This is a genomic window from Natrialba swarupiae, from assembly GCF_008245225.1.
In the GTDB taxonomy this organism is placed as follows: Archaea; Halobacteriota; Halobacteria; order Halobacteriales; family Natrialbaceae; genus Natrarchaeobius; species Natrarchaeobius swarupiae.
The window spans coordinates 92,029-111,610 of record NZ_VTAW01000002.1 but is presented as its reverse complement, the minus strand read 5'-3'; the positions used below and the strand labels follow the sequence as shown (position 1 = coordinate 111,610).

At 64.2% G+C, this 19,582-nt stretch carries 13 protein-coding genes; 3 read left to right on the top strand and 10 right to left on the bottom strand.

What is annotated here, in order from left to right; all coding sequences use genetic code 11:
* Window positions 1-181 precede the first annotated feature (181 nt).
* Together FYC77_RS02620 and FYC77_RS02615 are read right to left on the bottom strand one after the other, a co-directional pair.
* Window positions 182-1,795, bottom strand: a complete 1,614-nt coding sequence (locus FYC77_RS02620) for an alkaline phosphatase family protein (RefSeq protein ID WP_149079955.1) — start codon at window positions 1,793-1,795, stop codon at window positions 182-184.
* Between the two features lie 318 nt (window positions 1,796-2,113).
* Window positions 2,114-3,124, bottom strand: a complete 1,011-nt coding sequence (locus FYC77_RS02615) for a lipid II:glycine glycyltransferase FemX (RefSeq protein WP_149079954.1) — start codon at window positions 3,122-3,124, stop codon at window positions 2,114-2,116.
* Between the two features lie 373 nt (window positions 3,125-3,497).
* Between FYC77_RS02615 and FYC77_RS02610 the strand changes: the two genes are divergently transcribed.
* On the top strand, window positions 3,498-4,526 hold the full coding sequence (locus FYC77_RS02610; protein WP_149079953.1) for a DUF1616 domain-containing protein: 1,029 nt from the start codon (window positions 3,498-3,500) through the stop codon (window positions 4,524-4,526).
* A 255-nt stretch (window positions 4,527-4,781) separates the two neighbouring features.
* Complete coding sequence (locus tag FYC77_RS02605) at window positions 4,782-6,596, top strand: MFS transporter (protein WP_149079952.1); 1,815 nt, start codon at window positions 4,782-4,784, stop codon at window positions 6,594-6,596.
* Between the two features lie 78 nt (window positions 6,597-6,674).
* On the opposite strand, the gene FYC77_RS02600 is transcribed toward FYC77_RS02605, so the two are convergent.
* Window positions 6,675-7,829, bottom strand: coding sequence for a beta propeller repeat protein (locus tag FYC77_RS02600; RefSeq protein WP_149079951.1), 1,155 nt, complete (start codon window positions 7,827-7,829; stop codon window positions 6,675-6,677).
* A 394-nt stretch (window positions 7,830-8,223) separates the two neighbouring features.
* Here FYC77_RS02600 and FYC77_RS02595 point away from each other — a divergent pair, with 394 nt between their 5' ends.
* Window positions 8,224-10,161, top strand: a complete 1,938-nt coding sequence (locus FYC77_RS02595; protein WP_149079950.1) for a right-handed parallel beta-helix repeat-containing protein — start codon at window positions 8,224-8,226, stop codon at window positions 10,159-10,161.
* A 141-nt stretch (window positions 10,162-10,302) separates the two neighbouring features.
* Here FYC77_RS02595 and FYC77_RS02590 read toward each other — a convergent pair whose 3' ends face one another.
* From FYC77_RS02590 to FYC77_RS02560, 7 genes are all read right to left on the bottom strand, one after another.
* Window positions 10,303-11,412, bottom strand: coding sequence for a glycosyltransferase family 4 protein (locus FYC77_RS02590; RefSeq protein ID WP_149079949.1), 1,110 nt, complete (start codon window positions 11,410-11,412; stop codon window positions 10,303-10,305).
* A gap of 184 nt (window positions 11,413-11,596) precedes the next feature.
* Window positions 11,597-12,559 carry an NAD-dependent epimerase/dehydratase family protein gene (locus FYC77_RS02585; RefSeq protein ID WP_149079948.1) on the bottom strand — a complete coding sequence of 321 codons (963 nt, stop codon included), beginning with the start codon at window positions 12,557-12,559 and terminating at the stop codon, window positions 11,597-11,599.
* Complete coding sequence (locus FYC77_RS02580) at window positions 12,556-13,524, bottom strand: sugar phosphate nucleotidyltransferase (RefSeq protein ID WP_149079947.1); 969 nt, start codon at window positions 13,522-13,524, stop codon at window positions 12,556-12,558. The genes FYC77_RS02585 and FYC77_RS02580 overlap by 4 nt, the downstream gene beginning before the upstream one ends.
* A gap of 146 nt (window positions 13,525-13,670) precedes the next feature.
* Window positions 13,671-15,191 carry a flippase gene (locus tag FYC77_RS02575; RefSeq protein ID WP_149079946.1) on the bottom strand — a complete coding sequence of 507 codons (1,521 nt, stop codon included), beginning with the start codon at window positions 15,189-15,191 and terminating at the stop codon, window positions 13,671-13,673.
* Window positions 15,191-16,876, bottom strand: a complete 1,686-nt coding sequence (locus tag FYC77_RS02570) for an alkaline phosphatase family protein (protein ID WP_149079945.1) — start codon at window positions 16,874-16,876, stop codon at window positions 15,191-15,193. Before FYC77_RS02570 ends, FYC77_RS02575 begins: the two co-directional genes overlap by 1 nt.
* 137 nt (window positions 16,877-17,013) lie before the next feature.
* A complete protein-coding gene (locus FYC77_RS02565; protein ID WP_149079944.1) occupies window positions 17,014-17,946 on the bottom strand; it encodes a hypothetical protein in 933 nt (310 codons plus the stop codon).
* A 157-nt stretch (window positions 17,947-18,103) separates the two neighbouring features.
* Entirely contained in the window at window positions 18,104-19,477 is a 1,374-nt protein-coding gene (locus FYC77_RS02560; RefSeq protein ID WP_149079943.1) for a sulfatase, read from the bottom strand.
* Between the last annotated feature and the right edge of the window lie 105 nt (window positions 19,478-19,582).

Here is a 19,582-nt window from a genome sequence, read left to right as displayed (position 1 = left end):
GATCGCTCGACGATTCCATTGGTCGTCCGGTACTGACGGGCGGATCTAAATTTGTGTTTCGGTCTCACACCCGGGTGTGCAACGGTCGGACGGTCACCAGTCCGTGACGGGCGGATGGACCGTTACTGGTCCGTGACGATCGGACGGTCACCGGTCCGTGACTGTCGTCCGATTGTGACGGTCACTCGAGGTAGCCGAGATCCGCGAGTCGGCGCTCGACGCCTTCGTTCGCCGTTTCGACCGAGGCGTCGCGCTCGAATCGTGGATAGGAGTCGACGCCGGGGGAGTCGACACACGGGAGCGCCGATCCGTCCATTCGCTCGTCGGCCGGGACGTCGAACGTCGCGAGGACGGTCGGTGCGACGTCGAAGATGTGAGCGTCGCCGAGGCCGCCCGCGTGATCGATATCCGCACCACGGGCGGCGACCGTCCCCTGAAGCTTGTGGTTCCAGGGCTCCGACGGCGGACCGAACTGCTCGCCGTGAAGCGTCGCCGACAGGAAGTGATCGAAGTCGGCAGGGACCGTCACGACGTCGACGGCGCGTTCGCTCTCCGGTCCGTGAAAGTACTCCTCGCGCGGGCGAACCTCCTCGAATATCGGCTCGCCGTCGGCCGTCGTGACCGACCTGAGCGCGTCGATGAGTTGCATTCGGACGGCTTCGTACTCCTCGGGCGGAACGACACCCTCCGGATCCCGACCCTCGAGGTTGATCCGGACGCCGAGTTCGATCCGGGATCGGACGTACGCCGACGACGCCGGGAAGTCGACCTGATCCGCCCCGGCGTTGACGAGGCTCGTCGGCGCGCGGGCCGCGACCGCGTCGGCGAGTCCCACCCATCCGAGGACGGTCCCGATCCGCTGGCTCGTGAGACCGAGCCCGGCGGCGGACGCCATCGCGCGTTTCGCGAGTCCCGGTTCGTACTCGTCGGCGTCCGCACCGCGTTTGAGGCTGTCGTCCCGGACCGTCGCCCACGTTGGCATCCCCTCGCCGCCGCGTCTGGTTTCGACGTGGCCCTCCTCGCGGAGGAACTCGTTGACGCGGAACTCCACGCCGTCGTACGGACCCATCCCGTGGTCGCTGACGACGACGACGTTCGCAGGATCGGTTGCCTCGAGGGTCGCGCCGAGCTGTCTGTCGAGTTCGCGGTAGATCGCCCGGATCGCCGCCTCGTCGTCCGGCGCCTCGTGGAAGATCGAGTCGGTCGCCTGGAACTCGAGGAAGCCGAAATCCGGATCGAACCGGTCTGCGAGGTACCGAAAGGCCTCCCCACGCATGCGTACGCAATCGCTGTAGGCGTCGCCGAGGTCCTCGGCGTTCTCGTCGGGATAGACGCGGTACTCGCCGACCGCGTCCCGGACGTCCGCGAGCAGGCCCTCGGGGTGACAGTCCGGATTCTCCGGAGCGGTGTAGCCGGGGATCACCGCCCCGTCGAACGCCCGTGGCGGGTGAGTGACCGGAACGTTGACGACGACACTCGAGAAGTCGTGCCGGTCGAGGTGTTCCCAGACCGTCCGCTCGCGGACGTCGGTCGCGTTGACGACGTCCCACTCGTAGCCGTCGAACTCGAGAAAGCCGAAGACGCCGTGTTTTCCGGGGTTCATCCCAGTGTACAGCGAGGGCCACGCCGAGGCCGTCCACGGCGGTATCTGGGACTCGAGCGAGCCACTCGTCCCGTCGCGATAGATCGATTCGAGCGTCGGTACCTCGTCGTCCTCGAACAGCGGGGCGAGCACCCGGTCGCAGGCCGCGTCGATCCCGACGAGCAGCGTTCGGAGGGAAGATCCGTCGTCCATCGTCGACGACTCCGCGGCCTCGTCCCTTGGTTATGGTCGCGGTTATCGCCGACCGGCCCGGTTAGTTACGCTCGACTCAGCCAGCGTCACGACTAGCCGCTATCTATTCGGATTCGATGGCTGTCACGCTCGAGACACCGTCACGAACGTCGAAACGCCGATAAATCCGTCCATACCGCCGTATCGGCCACGGTTTTCGGGACGGTTCACCCAGCCAGCCGGGCGACGAGGAACGGAATCTGATCGAACCGACGGACAGACTCGAGGAGGTAAAGCCGTACCTCGACGCAGTTCCACCCCACGAGCGCTGACCGGATCTCACTTGACGCTGTCGTACACCGACGCCGCCGTCCGCATTCCCCAGGAGCCGTACTCGAGGCTGTAGTACGTCTCGAGGCCGGGGTTGAACTTGGACTTGTACCGGTTGATCCGGCGAGTGTCTGCGCCGACGAGGTCGTATCGCTCGAGTCCGGAGTCGATCCCGTCTTCCATGATCGCCCAGTCGAGCAGGTCGTTCGTCGGGACGTCCACGTCGGCGTCGGTTCTGACGCCGCCCATCCACCGTCCCGTCCGCGGGCCGTACTCGAGTGCCAGAATGCCGCCGACGAACTCGCCGTCGACCCGCAGCGTGTACGGGCGGACGTGGCCGTTCTCTGCGCGCTCGGCGAGGTCCGTGACGAACTCGAGTGGAACGCCGAAACTGATACCCTGTGACTCGTACCGGCGTCTGACCTGGTCGTAGATGAGCCGGATCTCCTCGGTGTCGCCGACCTCGACCGTGTAGGCGTCGTCGTCGGTGTTTCGAACGTTGCTCCGAGCGTCGCTACTGAACGTCATCAGGAGATCGTCTTTCGACCGCGTGAGGTCGACCGCGTACGTGTATTCGGGGTTCGCGTCGTACCCCCGCCACGTGAACGGACGCACGTCGTCGAATCCCGTCGTCGTCCTGACGTGGCCGTAGCTCGGATTCACGTGTTCGTCGATCCACTCGAAACAGCCGTCCATGAAGCGCTGTCGCCGCCGTTCGCGTTTTCGACGTTTCGGCGACGCACACTCGAGTAACGCCGGACCGAGATACGGGACGCGGAGGTGTGGCGGCGGCGAAAACACCGTCGTCACGAACCGCTTTCTGATCTCGAAGACCGGAAAGACGCCAACCGGCTCTTGTCCCTTGAACCCGATCAACGGGTGCAACGTCGCCCCCGCGTGGTCGGCCTGTACTCGCAGCGACTCGAGTTCGTGACACATCGTCCCCTGTGGCGACCGTCGGACGTACTCGTTCCACTCCTCTACGTCGTCGTCGGTCGCACGTCGAACGTCGACGCTCATGGTTTCCTCGCGGCGGTGTTCCAGCTTCGGTCGTCCCGGCAGTCGAAGATATCGGTCGCTCGACGTCTCATACCCGGTTGATCGCTCCACGACCACTTTGTAAGCGTCCAGTTTCTACCGGCTCGACCGACGGATCACGGGCCCGACCGTCGCGAGCTCGAGCCGGCCCCGACGTCACACACCCAGGGTCATCACGGGCGTCCCGAACCGGCTTCCGATTCGTCCGAATCGGCGTCTCGTCGAACGAACGGCCGGTGTTGATCGGACGCACGGCCGATGGTGGGCTCATTGTCTCGAGTTCGAACCGGTCAGCTGGGTTATGCGACGAGTAACTATGCCCGGATCGCTCGAGCAACCGATACTGACCGGATAGATGAAAGACCGCTCGACACAACAGTACCAGTCGTCCACCGCCGTCAGACAGGATAGTAAACAGCTCGCCGCGCGTCTCCCGATGGACCTGATCGGCGTCGCCGGATTCGTCGTCGTCGCGGCCCTCCTCCTCGCGATCGTCGACACCGGCTCCGCGGTTCTGCGGATCGTGGTCGGATTCCCGCTTTTGCTTTTCGTGCCGGGGTACGCGACTGTCGCCGCGCTGTTCCCGCGTACGGCGGCGGACGGCAGACGCGAGACGAACTCACGCCCGTTGATCGATCGACGGAGCGTAACCGACGGAGAACGCGTCGCACTCGCGTTCGGGCTGAGCCTCGCGATACTCCCGTTGCTCGGACTGGTGATCGCAGCGGCCTCCTGGGAGTACTCGACATCCGTCGCCGTGGGCGTGGTCTGCGTATACGCGCTTTCTGTGGCCTGTATCGGCGCGATCAGGCGACTGCGTGTTCCGACCGAGCAGCGGTATCGACTGAATCTGATGCGGCGGGCGAGCGCACTTCACGCGGCCGTTTTCGAGACGAAATCACCGGTTCACACCGCCGTCAACGTCGCACTCGTCGTCGCCATGCTGGTCGCCCTGACGACGGTCGGCTACGCGCTCGTCGCTCCCCAGGACGGTGAGCGCTACACGAGCCTCGAGATACTCACAGAGGACGACGACGGCGAACTCGTCGCCGATCCACCCTCGGAAGTCGATTCCGGCGAGGAACTCTCGTTCGTGGTCGGCATCGAAAACCGAGAGGGTGAGGAGATGGAGTACACGGTGGTGGTGCAAGAACAGTGGGTGTCAGACGACGGGGTCATCGACCGCCACGAACACGATCGGATCGAAGCTCAGGTAAGCGACGGCGAAACTGCCTACGGCGACCGTGAGATCACGACCGAGGCAACTGGCGGCGACGTCAGAATCGCCGTGTTGCTGTACGAAGACGACGCCCCGTCGAACCCGACTACCGACAACGCCTACCGGTACGGCTACTTCTGGACGGAGATCGTCGACGACGCCTAATCGGCCTTCGGTTCGGTCACAACTCGATCCACGCCAGTTGGATAGTAACAACTGAACCGATTCACACACCCATCACCGATCAGTCTGTCGATCGGGTGTACAGTGACGGTCAGTGGCTACTATCGCCCACCCGGTGGGAAAAACACCCGACTCGAGTTCTCTCGGGCTAACTCAGTCGATTGGTATTAGGATGCTTCCTGTCGGCAACTGGTGTATAACAAGGGCGGGGATCGGACAAGGGACGGATAGCCTCGAATGTCTTCACACGCTGCGGGTTCCGACGAACCGGTTCACAAACTGATCCTCACGGGTGGCTTTCTGGCCGTTACGGTCGGTGCGTTCCTCGCGCACACGTCACCGGCGGCCGGATACGAACTGTCGATCTACGCGAGTACGCCCACCGCGGTCTGGTTCGGGCTGGCAGCGGCGATGCTCGTCTCGCTCGCCGTCGCGTTCGCCCCCGCGACCGACGGCTCGAGAACGCGTTCGATCGCGCTCGTCCTCGGCGGGCTGGTGATGGCCGTCTTCGCGGGGTTACCGATCGTCCGGGGGTATCACTTCTACGGACACCACGACGCGTTGACGCATCTCGGCTGGGCGCGAGGAATCGCCGAGGGTTCGATCTCGCCGTTCGACCTCCTCTATCCCGGCATTCACACCGTCTCGGTGTTCATCAACGCGGTCGTCGGTATTCCGATCACCAGGGCGCTGTTGCTGGTCGGAGTGTTCTCGACGATCGCGTTCGCCGCCTTCGTCCCGTTGAGCGTCGGAACGATCGTTCCCGACTCGCTGGCGGTGGCGATCGCGACGTTCGGTGCGTTCTTGCTCTTGCCGGTGACGACGATTTCGACGTTCATGCACCCACACGCGATGACACAGACGATCTTGCTGTTCGCCCTGTTCGTCTTCGTTCTCCTGAAGTACGTGACCGCGGACGAGCGTCGGTCGGCGGGACTCCCGATGCTCGTTGCAGTCGTTGCGATCGCCGCGGTCGTCTACCACCCACAGTACGTCGCACACATGCTCGTCGTCATGGTCGGCATCTGTGCTATTCAGTTTCTCTTTCCGCGGCTCCCGCTGGTTTCGCGGACGGCAATCGCCCGGCGGGTCGCCGGACATCAGCGCCTCTACGGACTGACGCTGTTCGTGCTCGGTGCCTTCCTGCTCTGGTCGGCGAACCACGGCTTCTTCTCCGGGTTCGCCGGTCGAGCGATCACGTCCGCACTCGAGTACATCCTCACGGGCTCCGGCCAGGCGGGTGCGTCGATCGTCGCACAGGGTGGCTCAGTTCTCTCGATCGGCGGCAGTCTGACGGAGGTCTTTCTCAAACTCTTCTTCGCCCACCTGGTCGTGACGGTACTGGCGACGGCGCTAATCGCGACCGTCTTCCTCGTCGGCCGACCGGCCCGGTTTCCGGACGTCCCGGCGACGACCGTCTATCTGGCGACCGGGCTGGCGGGGCTCTCCGCCCTGTTCGTCGTCTACTTCGTGAGCGTCACGAGCGAGATGTACTTCCGGGTGTTCGGGTTGATGATGGTGTTCGCCGTGATCCTCGCGTCGATTGCGTTCCACACGACGGTTCGTTCGCTCTCCGCTCGGATCTCGCCGCCCACGATTCGGACGGTCGCCGTCGGAATCTTCGCGATCCTGTTGATCTCCTCGCTGGCTGCCGTCTACGCGTCTCCGTACACGTACGGCCAGACCCACCACGTCTCCCAGGCGCAGATGCACGGCTACGAGACGTCGTTCGCGAACGCGGGTGAGGAGGTCGAACTAGCCGGGTTCAGGGGGTCGCCGAACCGCTTCGCCGACGCCATCTTCGCCGCCGAGACGCGGACGAACGAACACGCGAGCGTCTCGCCAGAAACGTTCGAACAGGGACCAGGCGAGTACTACGGTATCGAACAGTATCTGGTCGTCTCACAGCTCGATCAGGAACGCGAGTTGATATCGTATCAGGGACTGCTCTACTCCGAATACGACTTCGACTCACTGGACGACCGTCGCGACCTCGACCGCGTCCACGCCAACGGCGAGGTCACCACCTACCGCGTGAATCCGGACGCCTAACGCAGTCGCGTCGGTCCAAATCTCGAGAGGAACGGTCGGTCCGAGAATCGTTCAGTGACGTCCGCTCGAGTGGGTCCCTCACGCCGGTTTCTGGGCGTCTTTTCGCTCGAGGGGTCCCTCGCGTTCCGCGGACAACCCGGTGAGCATCCGGTTCGAGATCACGCGTACTCGTCCGTCGTCTCGATCGGTGTTGTAGGGGTTTACGAACACGCCTCGAGCCGGGTCGCGCGCGAGGAAGACGTATGCGTTGGCAATCGGAACGACGTGGCCCGGATTCACGTGGTCGGCCGGCGTCGTTCGTTTTCGGTAGGCGACGAGTTCGTGCCAGTCGGTGAACTCGGACGCCGAGGAGGCGGCGACCACGGCGGCGCGATCCGAGTGGACCGACTGGGACTTCGGCCCCGTACTGTCCGTTCCCGCCTCCATCGACGTCGAGAACAGGGCCCACAGCTCGTCGCCGACACGGAGCGTCTCCGCGTAGTAGACCGAACTCGAGAGTTCGTGGACCGTCTCCGGTCGTGGATCGTCGGCGTCGAAACGGTCACGCGATAGCTTCCGGATCGGCTTTCGTTCGCTGTAGACGCTATCGACGCCCCAGAGGACGGCCGACGGCGTAAACGCGAGTTCGACCGCTCGCCAGGTTTGATCACCGCTGCCGACGGGCTCGAGGCGGCCGTCGCGAAGGCGGCCGATTCGACACTCGGGGTCCGCGTCACCGGTCGTCACCCACACCTCGCCCGTGTAGGGATCTTCCTGTACCGCGTGGACGTGGCGGACGTCCGCGAGCGCTGCGGCCGTCGACCACGTTCGACCGTCCTGGGAGGACAGAATCCTGGGCGTCGTCTCGCCGTCGAGCGGGTACTCGCCGAGGTAGATCGTTCCGTCGCTCACACAGACGGCGCTCGGCAGGATTCCCATCGGCGCCGACGACGCCGGCAACGTTCGGACGACCTCCCAGGTTTGCCCGTCGTCGGTCGAGCGATACAGCCACCGATCGGCGCTCGCGAGCAGGAGGTCGTCGTCGATCGACCAGACGTTGACAGCCGGGAACCGACCGGTAACAGTCGTGACGAGCGATCGAAACGGCCTCGTCGTCTTCAGTGCGAATCCCACACCCCCTCCCGGCGGGGCCGGGAGACGGCCGATCGTCGCCGCCCCGTCTCCGCCCTCGAGGTAGATCGTGCGTCCGACCGTCGCGAGGATCCGTCCGTCGTGGATCGTCTGGAGTTTCATGAGAGCAGTCGAACCGGTTCGTTCGGTTCGTCTCCTCGAGACGGTCGACGTGGGTTTTGTAATCCACCCACTGAATCTCTACCGGGACAGAGTGTCTGTTCTACCTGACGTATAGGGCGATCATTGTAATCTATCTCCTGAATACGATTTTCCGATAGATAACATAACCAGACGTACAGGAGTTCGATATCAACGAAACAGACGATCGCTTCGACGGCCGAAAACCGGCAGACTGCGACGCCGTAATCGACATTAACTTTTTCGTGAAGTTATAATTTACCTTCCAATGAAACAAAATAGCTGAGGTAAATTGGCATGAAAACATTACATTCTGGAATGATTGAACGAGTTTTAACAGAAAGTTTATACCGGTATGCTTGAATTACTCGAAAGCATGGCACGCGATCCATCGGTACTGGATGACGATAATCCAGCCGCTACAGACCCCGAGCAGACAGAACGAGACGATAGTCCGACCATACTGCGCAGACGATCCTATCTGAAGTGGGCGGGGACGGCCGCCGGCGCGGCCCTCGCGACGAGTGCACCGGCTGCCGCCTCGAGCGGCGCGGACGTCGCAGCGGCCGCCGAGGTTGCGAACCTGAATCGAATGTCCGAACGCGAGCTCTCGATCGCCGAGGGCGAGGACCTCTCGAGGTACGTGGCGAACGCGAGCAACGGTGAACTGCTGATCGTTCCCGAGGGAACGTACGAGTGGAACCGAACGCTGTCGTTCTCCCGGCGGAACTGGGGGATCGTCGGAGACGGCGACGTCACGATCATGGTCCCCGGAAACCGGGGCCACGGGACGAAAAACGACTACGTCCTGAACGCCTCCGGGAACAACGTCTTCGTCGCGAATCTGACGTTCGATTCGGACGGACGTCCGGCGACCGGGTTTCGCTGTATCGTCAACGAGCGCGCGGAGTTTCGGGACATCACGGTCGCGAGCGACGGCCCGCGCACGTGGGACCAGTCTCAGACGAACATGTTCAACGTCGGCGCCGAGTCCTCGAGCGGCGAGGTGCTGTTCGACGGGTTGGTCGCGTACAACAACGGAAACATCTCGCAGTACAACGGCGGCCAGTCTCGGATCGGGATCTGGTGTTCGCGTTCGGGCAAGCTGACCGTTCGAAACTCCGTGATCTCCGGCTTTCCCAACAACGGAATCTACACGCGGATGCCCGGTGAAATGGAGATCGACAACTGTGTGTTCGCAAACAACAACGTCGGGAGCATCCGCCTCGGCGGGAGCAACGAGGTCGTCAAAAACAGCACGTTCTACCTCGACCTCTCGCTCGACGACTCGACGTCCTCGAGTCGTGGCAACGCGAACGCTGGTGGGATCACCGCCGACAACCGTGGCAACGCGTCCAACGGTGGCTACGTCCAGAACTGTTCGTTCATCGTTCGCGAGATCCCACAGTCGACCGGTGCGATCCGGTTCCTCGACAACAACTGGATCGACGTCGAGGACTGCCAGTTCCTGCTGGACCAGGGGAACGTCCCGGGCGTCGGCTGGAACAACAGCGGCTCCGTGAGACTCCGGAACCTGACGTTCGATACCGAGAACGGATCGGGAGCGACCGTCGCGTCTTCCGGCGGATCGTACTCGACCGTCGAGAACGTCTGCGTCAGTTCCGACCTCCTCACGGGACAGATCAACGCGAGTTCCCGAAACTGCAGCTTCGACTGGGAGAAAGCCCACGACTACCCGAACCCCGAGTTCGAGGACCGCGAGGAGGACGATTCGGGAAACGGGAGTGAGGAGCCCGAACTCGGAAACACGCTCGTGATCGACGGCGAAGGGAGTTCCGAACGCTCCGACTACCAGTTCGAAGTCGACGGCGAGGTCGACCACAGCGAGTACCACTCCGAGTACGGCACCGGCGGCGAGATCGACGGCGGCTCCGTCGCCGGTTTCGTCCGCGGCGGCGCCGACGGCTTCCGCTTCGAGGGCGAACTCGTCGACCTCGAGGTCGAAGACGGCCCGACCGTCCGCGTCAACGGCATCGAGGTCGATCCGGCGGACTACGGCGACGAAGACGACGAAGACGACCAGGAGTTATCTAACACCCTCGTCATCGACGGCGAGGGGAGTTCCGAACGCTCCGACTACCAGTTCGAAGTCGATGGCGAGGTCGACCACAGCGAGTACCACTCCGAGTACGGCACCGGCGGCGAGATCGACGGCGGCTCCGTCGCCGGTTTCGTCCGCGGCGGCGCCGACGGCTTCCGCTTCGAGGGCGAACTCGTCGACCTCGAGGTCGAAGACGGCCCGACCGTCCGCGTCAACGGTATCGAGGTCGATCCCGACCGGTTACTCGGCTAAGACCGACTCGATCGACTGATTCGGGCGAGGCTTCGAGCCTCCCTCGAGTCGACGGTATCCGGGGAGTCGGACGACAGCGTCGAGGGCCAGACGACGACAGCATCCGAAGAGTCAACCGCAGCGCGGACGGTGTTCGAGGCGTCAGACGACGACATCCGAGGAACTGCCGGCTCCACGGCCCTCGAGTGCCGGCACCTCTCGACCGTAGATCTCGAGGAGTTCGTCGGTGATCTCCTCCCAGGAGTACCGCTGCTCGATTTGCCGTCTGTTCTGGCGTCCCATCCCTTCGACCCGTTCCGGGGAGGTGACTAGCGTCTCGAGGGCGTCGTGAAGTTCGTCGACGTCGCCCGGCTCGATCAGGATTCCGTTCTCGTCGCCGATAACCTCCGGAATGCTCCCGACGGTCGTCGAGACGACGGCGTTTCCGCCGGCCATCCCCTCGAGCATCGCGATCGGAAGCCCCTCCGCGTACGTCGGGAGGACGTAGATCGAGCCCTCGCTCAACAGCTCGCGCTTTCGCTGCTCGGAGACGTAGCCGTGGTAGGTGACGTTCTCGTGTTCCGCGGCGAGTTCCTCGACCGAAGACGAGAGCGGCCCCTTGCCGGCGAACTCCGCCTCGAATGGGCGGTCGGTACTCGTGGCGAGGCGGTCGACCGCCTCGACGAGTTCCGCGACGCCCTTCCGGTCGATCATGTTCGAGACGAACACCAGCCGCGGCGGATCGGCGCCGAACTCCGGATCGTACGACGACGGTTCGACGGCGTTCGGGAGGACGTGAATCGACTCCTCGTCCGTGCGGGTGGCGACGACGTCTCGCCAGTGCGGCGAGAGGACGACCACCCGATCGCTCGCGTCGAAGACGACCGACTGGTACCACGCGAGGGCTCTCGAGTCGGTCGCGACGAACTCGTCGAACGACGAGCCGTGGACGTGGACCACGACGGGCCGGTTCCAGACGTACGCGGCGAACAGCACGTACAACGACGACCGGTAGAACGAGAAGCGGTGGGAGGTGTGCACGTGGACGATATCCGGCCGCCGCCTGAACGGAAACAGGATCGCCGCCCACAGACCGAGTAACACCGAGTAGACGAACCAGGTCGCACCGCTTCCCGCCGGCGGCATCCGCATGTCGTAACTCGAGACCGACAGCCGATCGCTCAGCCGCCGGTGTTGTTCCTCGACGTACTGGTGGACGCCCCCGCCGCCGTAGGTTCCCACGATGAGAACCCGTGGAGACTCTGCTGTCATAGCCGACTCGACGCGGTTCGGCGTGTTTGTTATGCCACGACTGTCCCGCGCTCACGCCGTGGTTGACTGGTCGTCACGGCGCGGTCGTACACCTCTCACCGCCGCCGTAGCGCAGTCACCGGTCCGAGCGGACGACAGGCGGTCGTTACCGGCGCTCGAGGTGGCAGTCGCCCGTCCCGTCCGACTAGTGGGATGGTTTCGTCCGTACCGGCATCTCCGCGAGCAACTGTTCGGTCGCCGCCTCGACCGCGGCCTCGCTCGAGCGTTCGGGCTCCCAGCCGAGCGCCGCGAGCTTCTCGATCGAGAGGCGCATCTTCGGGACGTCACCCGTCCAGCCGCGGTCGCCGCCGGTGTACTCGTACTCCGGCTCGAGACCCATCGTCTCGCTGACGACGTCGGCGATCCGCGTGACGGAGGTCGTCGTCCGCGTACCGAGGTTGAACGTCGCCACCGGGCCGTCGGCCGCTGCGAGAACGTGAATCATGGCGTCGACGCAGTCGTCGACGTGGAGGTAGGACTTCTCCTGGCGGCCGTCGCCGAGGATGCGAAGCGAGTCGGGATCCGCCTGCAGCTTCTCGATGAAATCGGGGATCACGGCCCCCCGAAGCCGTGGGCCCACCACGTTCGCGAACCGGACGATGCGTGCGGTCAGATCGTGGGAGTTCGCGTACACCGAGAGCAGGGCCTCGTCGGCGAGCTTGCTCGCGCCGTAGGCGCTGATCGGCTCGAGCGGCGCGTAATCTTCCGGCGTCGGCCGAGGAGCCTCGCCGTAGACGGTCGACGACGACGTAAAGAGGATCTCGGGGACGTCGACCGCGCGCATTCGCTCGAGGACGTTGTGTGTCATCGCGGCGTTCGATTCGAACTGCTCGCGTGGCCGGTCGGTGTCGACGGACTTGCTCGCCGCGAGGTGGCAGACGACGTCGGTGTCGGCCGTAATCACGTCCGCGGCGTCCTCTGGGTCGGTGAGGTCCGTGTGGACGAACGTTGCCCCGTCAGGAACCCACTCCCGGCGGCCGTTCGAGAGGTCGTCTGCGACGACGACCTCGGTGCGTTCGACCAGCCGCTCTGTGAGGTGCGAGCCGACGAATCCGGCGCCACCGGTCACCACGATCCGCTTCCCGGAGAGGTGCGCTAACCCGTTCATTCTCCGTTGACGATCCGCGTGTGAGCGCCGACGAGGGCACCGTTGAACTCGAGTCCGTCGAGGGCGGTCTTCCGGTCGATGATCGACGAACGCACCTCACAATCCTGGATCGTGGCGTCCGGGAAGATGACCGATCTCGAGAGGTGCGAATCCGTCACCTCCGCGCCGGCCATCACGTGGACGTTCTCTCCGAGCGTCGTCCGCTCGACGGTCGCACTCTCGGCGACCCGGGTCTCCCCCTGTAGGTGCCAGGCGACCGCGTCGAGGTAACACTCCGGCGTACCGATGTCGAACCAGGCCTCCTCGAACGGAAACGCCCGGATCGACTCGCGCTCTAAGAGCCACTGGACGAACCAGCCCGGCTCGTCGGGGTTGTTCCCCTCCTCGAGGTACGTCGAGAGCGACGGGAGCGTCTCGGCGGGAAAGCCGTAGCAGGCGATCGAGACGAGCGAACTCGTCGGATTCGTGGGCTTCTCCGCGAAGTCGACCACCTCGCCGTCGGCCACGTCGACGACGCCGTAGGAACTCGCACGATCGACGGAGCCGACGTCGTAGGTCGCGATCATCGGACTCGCTGCGCTCCGGAAGGCGTCGACGAACTCCGAGACGTCGAAGCTCAGCAGGTTGTCGCCGGCGATCACGACGGTATCCTCGTCGATCCCCTCGCGCTCGACGAGTTGGGCCAGCGCGCCGACGACGCCGAGTTTCTCCGTCTCCGCGGTCGTCTCTTCGACGGTGAGCGTCGGCTTCTCGTATCGACTCCCGGAGAGGTGTTCGCGGAAGTGATCGGCGAAGCGTCGATTCGTGCTCACGAAGACCTCGGAGATGCGGTCGTCCGCCTCGAGTTCGGTGAAGATTCGATCGATGACCGTCGCATCGCCGATCGGAAGGAACATCTTCGGCCGATGTCTCGTGATCGGCCACAGCCGCGTCGCGTAGCCGCCAGCGAGGACGATTGCTTTCATACCCTGTTCGAACTGCCCCCTCGTTCAGCCATTGTTATGAGTCTGGTAACGAATTCTATCCGTCGGCTGTCGCCGAGAGCGGGTCGTTCGCCACGAGAACGGACCGCCGAACGGATCGGTAGCTCGTTCGTTGGGCCGGTGAAACGTCAGCTCACGTCGGGTAGGTAACGCCGAACGAACGGAATCGTGACGTCGAGTCGCTGCTCGAGCAGCGAGATGGGGATGCGATCCTCGGGCTGGAGACAGCCGGTGACGGAGACGACGGCGACCGAACAGAGGCCGACGATGACGAGGAAGACTGGGAAGGTAAACACGCTCAACGAGATCACGCCGCGCAGGGCGAACGCGATCGGGAACAACACGGCAGGAAGGACGACGAACGTCCGCCCGGACCACCGGGAGAAGGGAGTGATGCCGTATTTTAGCTTCAGGATCGCGTAGACGGTCAGGTTGAGCGCCACGAACGAGAGCATAGAGGTGACGGCAGCGCCCATGAAGCCGTAGCGGGGAATGAGGAGCAGGTTCAACGCGATGTTGATCAGAAACGCCACTCCGTTCGCGGCCATGATCGCGGTCGTAAAGCCGAGCGCCGAGAGCGTCTCACGGTTGCGTCCGAACGTCGCGCTCGTGAAGAAGCCGATCGCGAGGATCGAAAGCGCTAGTCCAGCCTCGCGGTAATCCGCTCCGAAGACGATGGTGAGGACGTCGCCGGGGAAGACGACGAACGTGAGAAACAGCGGGAACGTGATGATGAAGATCCATTTCGTCGTCAGCTCGTAGATCGATTCGACCTCGGCGCGCTCGTCGTCGGCGTCGAGCCGAGACGCAAGCGGCAGATACAGAAAGCCGAACGAGGAGAGGACGAGCAACATGCCGCTGGCGAGCGGGTACGCCGAGCTGTAGAGGCCAACCTCGTGTGAGGAGCGAAAGTAGCCGAGCATCAGCGTGTCGGTTCGGGTGAGCATGTTCGAGAGCACCGTCGCGAACACGAGCGGCGCGGAGAAGACGAGCAGCTCGCGGACGTGAAGACGGTACGTGCCGACCAATGGCAGGAGTCGATTCAGGAGGAGACAGGCGAGGAGACAGGAGAGGACCGCACCGACGAGGTAGGCCATCGCCGCGGCGTGGATGCCAAAGCCCGCGAGGAGGAAACCGGCGAGAAAGAGCAATCTGGCGGTCGGGTAGAGCAGGTCCCGCGTGTAGGTTCGATACAGCGTGTTCTCGCGCCCCCGAATGCCCGCGACGGCGAGTTCGAGTCCGACGGTAAAGGGGATACAGAGCACGAACAGGGCCACTAGCAGCTCCGAGTCGGGTCGATCGAACAGAAGGTTCGAAACCAGGCCGGAGGCGAACAGCAGGACGATCGTGAGGGCAATCGTCACGACGCTCGCGATAACGAGTCCCGCGACCAGGGCGCCGCGTTCGTTCGCGTCGTCGTCGTATCGGGACATGAAGCGCGGAACGCCGTCTCTCAACCCGACCAGCCCGATCGTCGTCACGAACGTCAGTATCGCCAGCCCGATGCTCACCTCGCCGTAGGCGTCGGTCGTCAGCAACCTGGCGACGACGACGCGCTCGATCAGCTGCGACGCCGAGTAAAACACCTGTCCGGCGCCGATGAGCACTGCACTCGAGAGGAGCTTCGAGACGTCGCCTTCGTCCACCATCACAGATAACCGAGGTTCTCGAGTCGGTCGACGACGTCCCCGTCCTCGGACGGCTCGTCTCCCACACCGCGACCGCCGTCGCGTTCTCCGCCGTACGTGCCGTCGTCCTCGAGCGGGCCGTACTCCACGAAAACCGGCTCGTCCACGAGGAGGCCGGAGGGGACGCGGCCACCCATCCGTTCCGGAACGGGCTGGTCGAGCAACGTCATCGCGATCGGTGCGACGTCCGGAAGCGAGAGCGAGCCGAGTTCGGCGGCGTCGACGTCGGCGAAGCCGGGGCCAGCACCGAGGAAGACCCCCGTCCGCTTGTGGTTGTGTTTGTCGATCGGAACGAACGCGGATCCGAGGAGGCTCGTCGCCACGAGGCTGTTCATCGCCGTCGGCATGAACAGCACGTCACAGGCTTCCTCGGCGTACGGGCCGTCGTAGACCGCCTCCCGCGGCTCGACCCACTCGAACGCCGGCTCGCCGTCGGGCGTCCGGAGCCCCTCGAGGACCCGGACGATCTCGTTGCGGACATGCTCGTACCCCTCGGGGGGAACGACGCCCTCCTCGTCGCGTCCCTCGAGATTGATCCTGACGCCGAGTTCCGGGCCACTTCGACAGTAGGCCATCGACCGCCGCCAGTCGACGTTCTCGCCGAGTGCGGCCTGGGTTCCCTTCGGCAGGAGTCGTTCGACGACGGCGTCGGCCCCGACGCGCTGGACCAACCGGTAGGCGTCGCCTGCCGACATTCCGACGGCCCGAAGGGCGGACTCGGCCGTCGAGACCATCCGCACCGGAACGCTCTCTCCACCTCCGTCGTTTCCGCCGTCTCCGGCGTCCGTCTCGTCGCCGCCGAGTTCGCCCTTGCTCTCGCCGAGCGTCGGCGTTCGTCCGTCCGAACAGGTTTCGACGAACCCCTCGCGGCGGAGCACCTCGTTGACGTAGACGTTGTAGCCGTCAGTTCGCCCGATTCCGTGGTCTGAGCAGACGATCACGTTCGTCCCGTCGGGAACCGTCTCGAGAACCGTTCCGACGAACTCGTCGGCAGCCTCGTAGGCTCGGCGAAACGCATCCTCGTCGTCGAACGTGTGGAAGACGGTGTCGGTCTTCTGGACCTGGAGGAACGCGAACTCCCAGTCGGTGAGTTCGAGGAGCGCTCGAGCGGCGCGGCGACGGTGGTCGATCAGCGAGACCAGGTCGTCGACCGACGGCGAGCCGTCGGCCTCGTTCTCGCCGTAGATCCGGTAGGGTTCGCCGAGTTCGTCCGCGAGGTCGTCTCTGATCCCAGGGGGCGATCCCTCGACGGGTTCCGGGGCGAGGTAGCCGGGGATGAGCGATCCCCGAATCGAGTCGGCGGGGTGTGTAACCGGCACGTTGAGGACGGCCGCGGGAACGTCTCTGGCGGTGAGGTAGTTCCAGATCGCCGGCGTGCGAACGTTTTCTCGTGAGATCACCGTCGCGTCGTCCGGATACGTCTCACGGAAGTCGAAAAAGGAGTAGACGCCGTGGTGTGCCGGATCGACGCCGGTGTAGATGGAGGGCCACGCGCTTCCCGTCCAGGGCGGAAACGTCGACTCGAGTTCGGTCTCGACGCCCTCCTTACGGATCGACTGCATGTGGGGGGTGTCGAACCGGTCGAGATAGTCGAACGACAGTGCGTCGAGTCCGATAATAACGGTGTGGGAGGTATCCGTATCCATTGAACAGTCACCTGAAACCGACAGTCCTAGCGATTCCTCCCCGATGACAGCCATTGTTATCCCCCGCTTACCCGTTTCGCCGAGCGCGAACGCGGACGAACGGAGAAACGACCGTCCGGAAGTCCCGAGCGACCCGGTCAGTCGGCGTACCCCAGCTGGCGAAGCCGATCCTCGACGACCTCGTCGGCGATCCGGTCGTCGGCCGACTCGATCGTTCCACTGACGACGTCCCGGCGCGGACCGTTCTCGGAGACGAGCCACGGCACCTCGACCAGTTCGTCCGTGTAGATGCCCGGCGGGTGGCCCCACTCGCGCATCGGGATCGGAAAGCCGTGTTCGCCGATCATGTTTCCGTGATCCGAGGTGACGACGGTTCGACCCTCTATCTCCTCGAGCAGCGACCGAACGACCGGCAAAACGAGCTCGAGATTCTCTCGGTAGGCTGCCCACACCTCTTCGGGCGACGCGTCGAGATTACCGGTTCGGAGCGCGTTCCAGACGTCCGGAGCGTTCCCGTCGTTTCCGAACGCCGTCGTGTTCAGGTCGTCCGCCCCGACGAAGGGGTAGTGAGGTTGGAGAAAGTGGCCGATGATCCGCTTTTTGGGATACTCCTCGGCCGCATCGCGAACGTAGTTCCCCATCGTCTCCGGCATCACCGTGCCGTGGGTCTCGTCCCACCCCGCCTCGAACCAGACGTTGATCACGTCGTGAAACTCGACGTCGATCTCGTCGCTCCACCGGTACAACTGGGGACTCGCGGTGACGTAGACCGTGTCCGTCGCCGTCCGGCCGTCGAAGTTCGCCCGGAGAAACTCGGTCGTATGAGAGGACCGCGACCGCCGGGGCTCGAGGCGGCCCGGAAGGTCGTGCTGTTGCTCGAACATGTCGAACCGACAGGCGTCGAGGACGAGCACGGTGTCCCAGTCCTCCGCGAGGAGATCGATCCCACCCGTGTTGTACTCCCGACGGTACAGCCGTCGGTGGTAGAGCCGATTGAGTTCTCGAGCAAAAACCGATGGATCGGAGAGCCCACGTCGGAGACCGCGTTTGAGTTGTGCGGGCGAGTACATCGATCGATGATCGCGTCGCTCGATCCATTGTTAATACCTGTGTAGGCGGGAAAATAGTCACCTGATCGAGATCGTCCGCCGACGATGCCGATCGATCGACGGGCCTACCGTTCGATCGTGCCGCCATCACACGTACCCGAGATCCGCGATTCACTCGTTACATGTAGCCGAGATCCTTCAACTGGGCTTCGACGTCCGCGTCGATCTCGCGATCGGTCGCCGACCCGTCGTCGGCCGCGTCGGACCGCTCGGAGCCGAACCGTCGGACCCGCTTGGAGAGTGACTCCCCATACGACTCGAGTCGATCGGGATCGGGGCTCGACTGCCTGGCGTCGGCCGACCGGTCGTACAGGTGTTCCTCCCCCGCGTCGTTTCGGGCGTACTTGTACTCGCGGTCGGCGGCGACGCGCCACCGGGTGATCTCGTCGGGCGTCGTTCGGCCGGCGTGTGGGACGAAGTCCTCGGCGATCGCCGTCTCGCAGGTGTGGGTCCCCGCCGGCGGATCGCCGTCGCGAACGACGTCGAACAGCGAGACGAGTTCGAACGGCTCCCCGATCCGCTCACCCTCGCGCTGTCCGGGCCGTTTGATCCACAGCGGCACGTTGAGGTTGATATCCCGGAGGTAGTGAGGCGGGTGTTCGTCCCGCGGGTAGTCCCCGAGCGTCTTGCCGTGGTCGGCACAGACGATCACGAGCGTCTCGTCGAACAGCCCCTCCGTCTGGAGCAATCCAAACAGTTCCTCGACCTTCGAATCCTGGTAGCGCGCGCTCGCGTCGTAGTACTCCATGATTCGCTCTCGAGTCTCCGGATCGAGATCCGCCTTCCCCATCACGTACGCGAGCAGTTTCGTGTTGAGAACGCGCGGTTCGATCGGGTTCGGTACCTCGAGTCCGAGATCCGCAAACGCCTGCTTCGGCGGGAAGTAGGGGCTGTGGGCCTCCATCAGGTTGAGAAACGTAAACGTCGGTTCGTCGTCGTCGGCACGTCGGGCGAGCCAGCGTTTCGTCCGGTCGACCAGGCTGTCCGTGAAGAAGCGTCGTTTCAACAGGAACGCCGGCTGTCGGGCCGCCTTCCCGAGCACCGAGTGAAACCGCGAGTGGCGCTCGTCGCGTCGCGTGTGAATCCCGTCGTCGGCTGACGAGGAAATCTCGAGGTCCCACTCGACGAACTCCTCGAACCCGCGGTCGAGCCCCGACAGTTGGCCGACCCACGGGTTGTTCGAGAAGCCGGCGGTTCGATACCCGGCCGCTGCGAGTTCCTCGGCGAGCGTCGACCGCGAGGGCTCGAGCCGGCTCATCCTATCGGAGAAGCCGTTAGTCACCCCGTGTTCGGAGGGAAACGATCCCGTGAACATCGAGGCGTGGGAGGGAAGCGTCCACGGCGCTGGCGTGAACGCGTTTTCGTAGGTCGTCGCGTACGTCGCCAGCGTTGAGAGGGTGGGCGTCGTCTCCCTGTCGTGGTCGTACGTCGAGACGCGATCTTTGCGGAGCGAATCCAGTACCAGAAACAGAACGTCCGGACTGTTCGACATACCTGTACCTTCGGGAATGCTGACTTTGTTACCGCCCGGCTAACCGCGCCCCATCCTCGAGTTGGTCGTCACAGCGGGTGAGGGTGGGTCTCATACCGCTTGCGG

What these genes read in the sequence shown, in the direction of transcription:
- FYC77_RS02565 (WP_149079944.1), bottom strand. Translation starts at nt 17,946, where the DNA reads ATGTACTCGCCCGCACAACTCAAACGCGGTCTCCGACGTGGGCTCTCC.
- FYC77_RS02590 (WP_149079949.1), bottom strand. Translation starts at nt 11,412, where the DNA reads ATGACAGCAGAGTCTCCACGGGTTCTCATCGTGGGAACCTACGGCGGC.
- FYC77_RS02575 (WP_149079946.1), bottom strand. Translation starts at nt 15,191, where the DNA reads ATGGTGGACGAAGGCGACGTCTCGAAGCTCCTCTCGAGTGCAGTGCTC.
- FYC77_RS02585 (WP_149079948.1), bottom strand. Translation starts at nt 12,559, where the DNA reads ATGAACGGGTTAGCGCACCTCTCCGGGAAGCGGATCGTGGTGACCGGT.
- FYC77_RS02605 (WP_149079952.1), top strand. Translation starts at nt 4,782, where the DNA reads ATGTCTTCACACGCTGCGGGTTCCGACGAACCGGTTCACAAACTGATC.
- FYC77_RS02615 (WP_149079954.1), bottom strand. Translation starts at nt 3,124, where the DNA reads ATGAGCGTCGACGTTCGACGTGCGACCGACGACGACGTAGAGGAGTGG.
- FYC77_RS02600 (WP_149079951.1), bottom strand. Translation starts at nt 7,829, where the DNA reads ATGAAACTCCAGACGATCCACGACGGACGGATCCTCGCGACGGTCGGA.
- FYC77_RS02570 (WP_149079945.1), bottom strand. Translation starts at nt 16,876, where the DNA reads ATGGATACGGATACCTCCCACACCGTTATTATCGGACTCGACGCACTG.
- FYC77_RS02610 (WP_149079953.1), top strand. Translation starts at nt 3,498, where the DNA reads ATGAAAGACCGCTCGACACAACAGTACCAGTCGTCCACCGCCGTCAGA.
- FYC77_RS02620 (WP_149079955.1), bottom strand. Translation starts at nt 1,795, where the DNA reads ATGGACGACGGATCTTCCCTCCGAACGCTGCTCGTCGGGATCGACGCG.
- FYC77_RS02595 (WP_149079950.1), top strand. Translation starts at nt 8,224, where the DNA reads ATGGCACGCGATCCATCGGTACTGGATGACGATAATCCAGCCGCTACA.
- FYC77_RS02580 (WP_149079947.1), bottom strand. Translation starts at nt 13,524, where the DNA reads ATGAAAGCAATCGTCCTCGCTGGCGGCTACGCGACGCGGCTGTGGCCG.
- FYC77_RS02560 (WP_149079943.1), bottom strand. Translation starts at nt 19,477, where the DNA reads ATGTCGAACAGTCCGGACGTTCTGTTTCTGGTACTGGATTCGCTCCGC.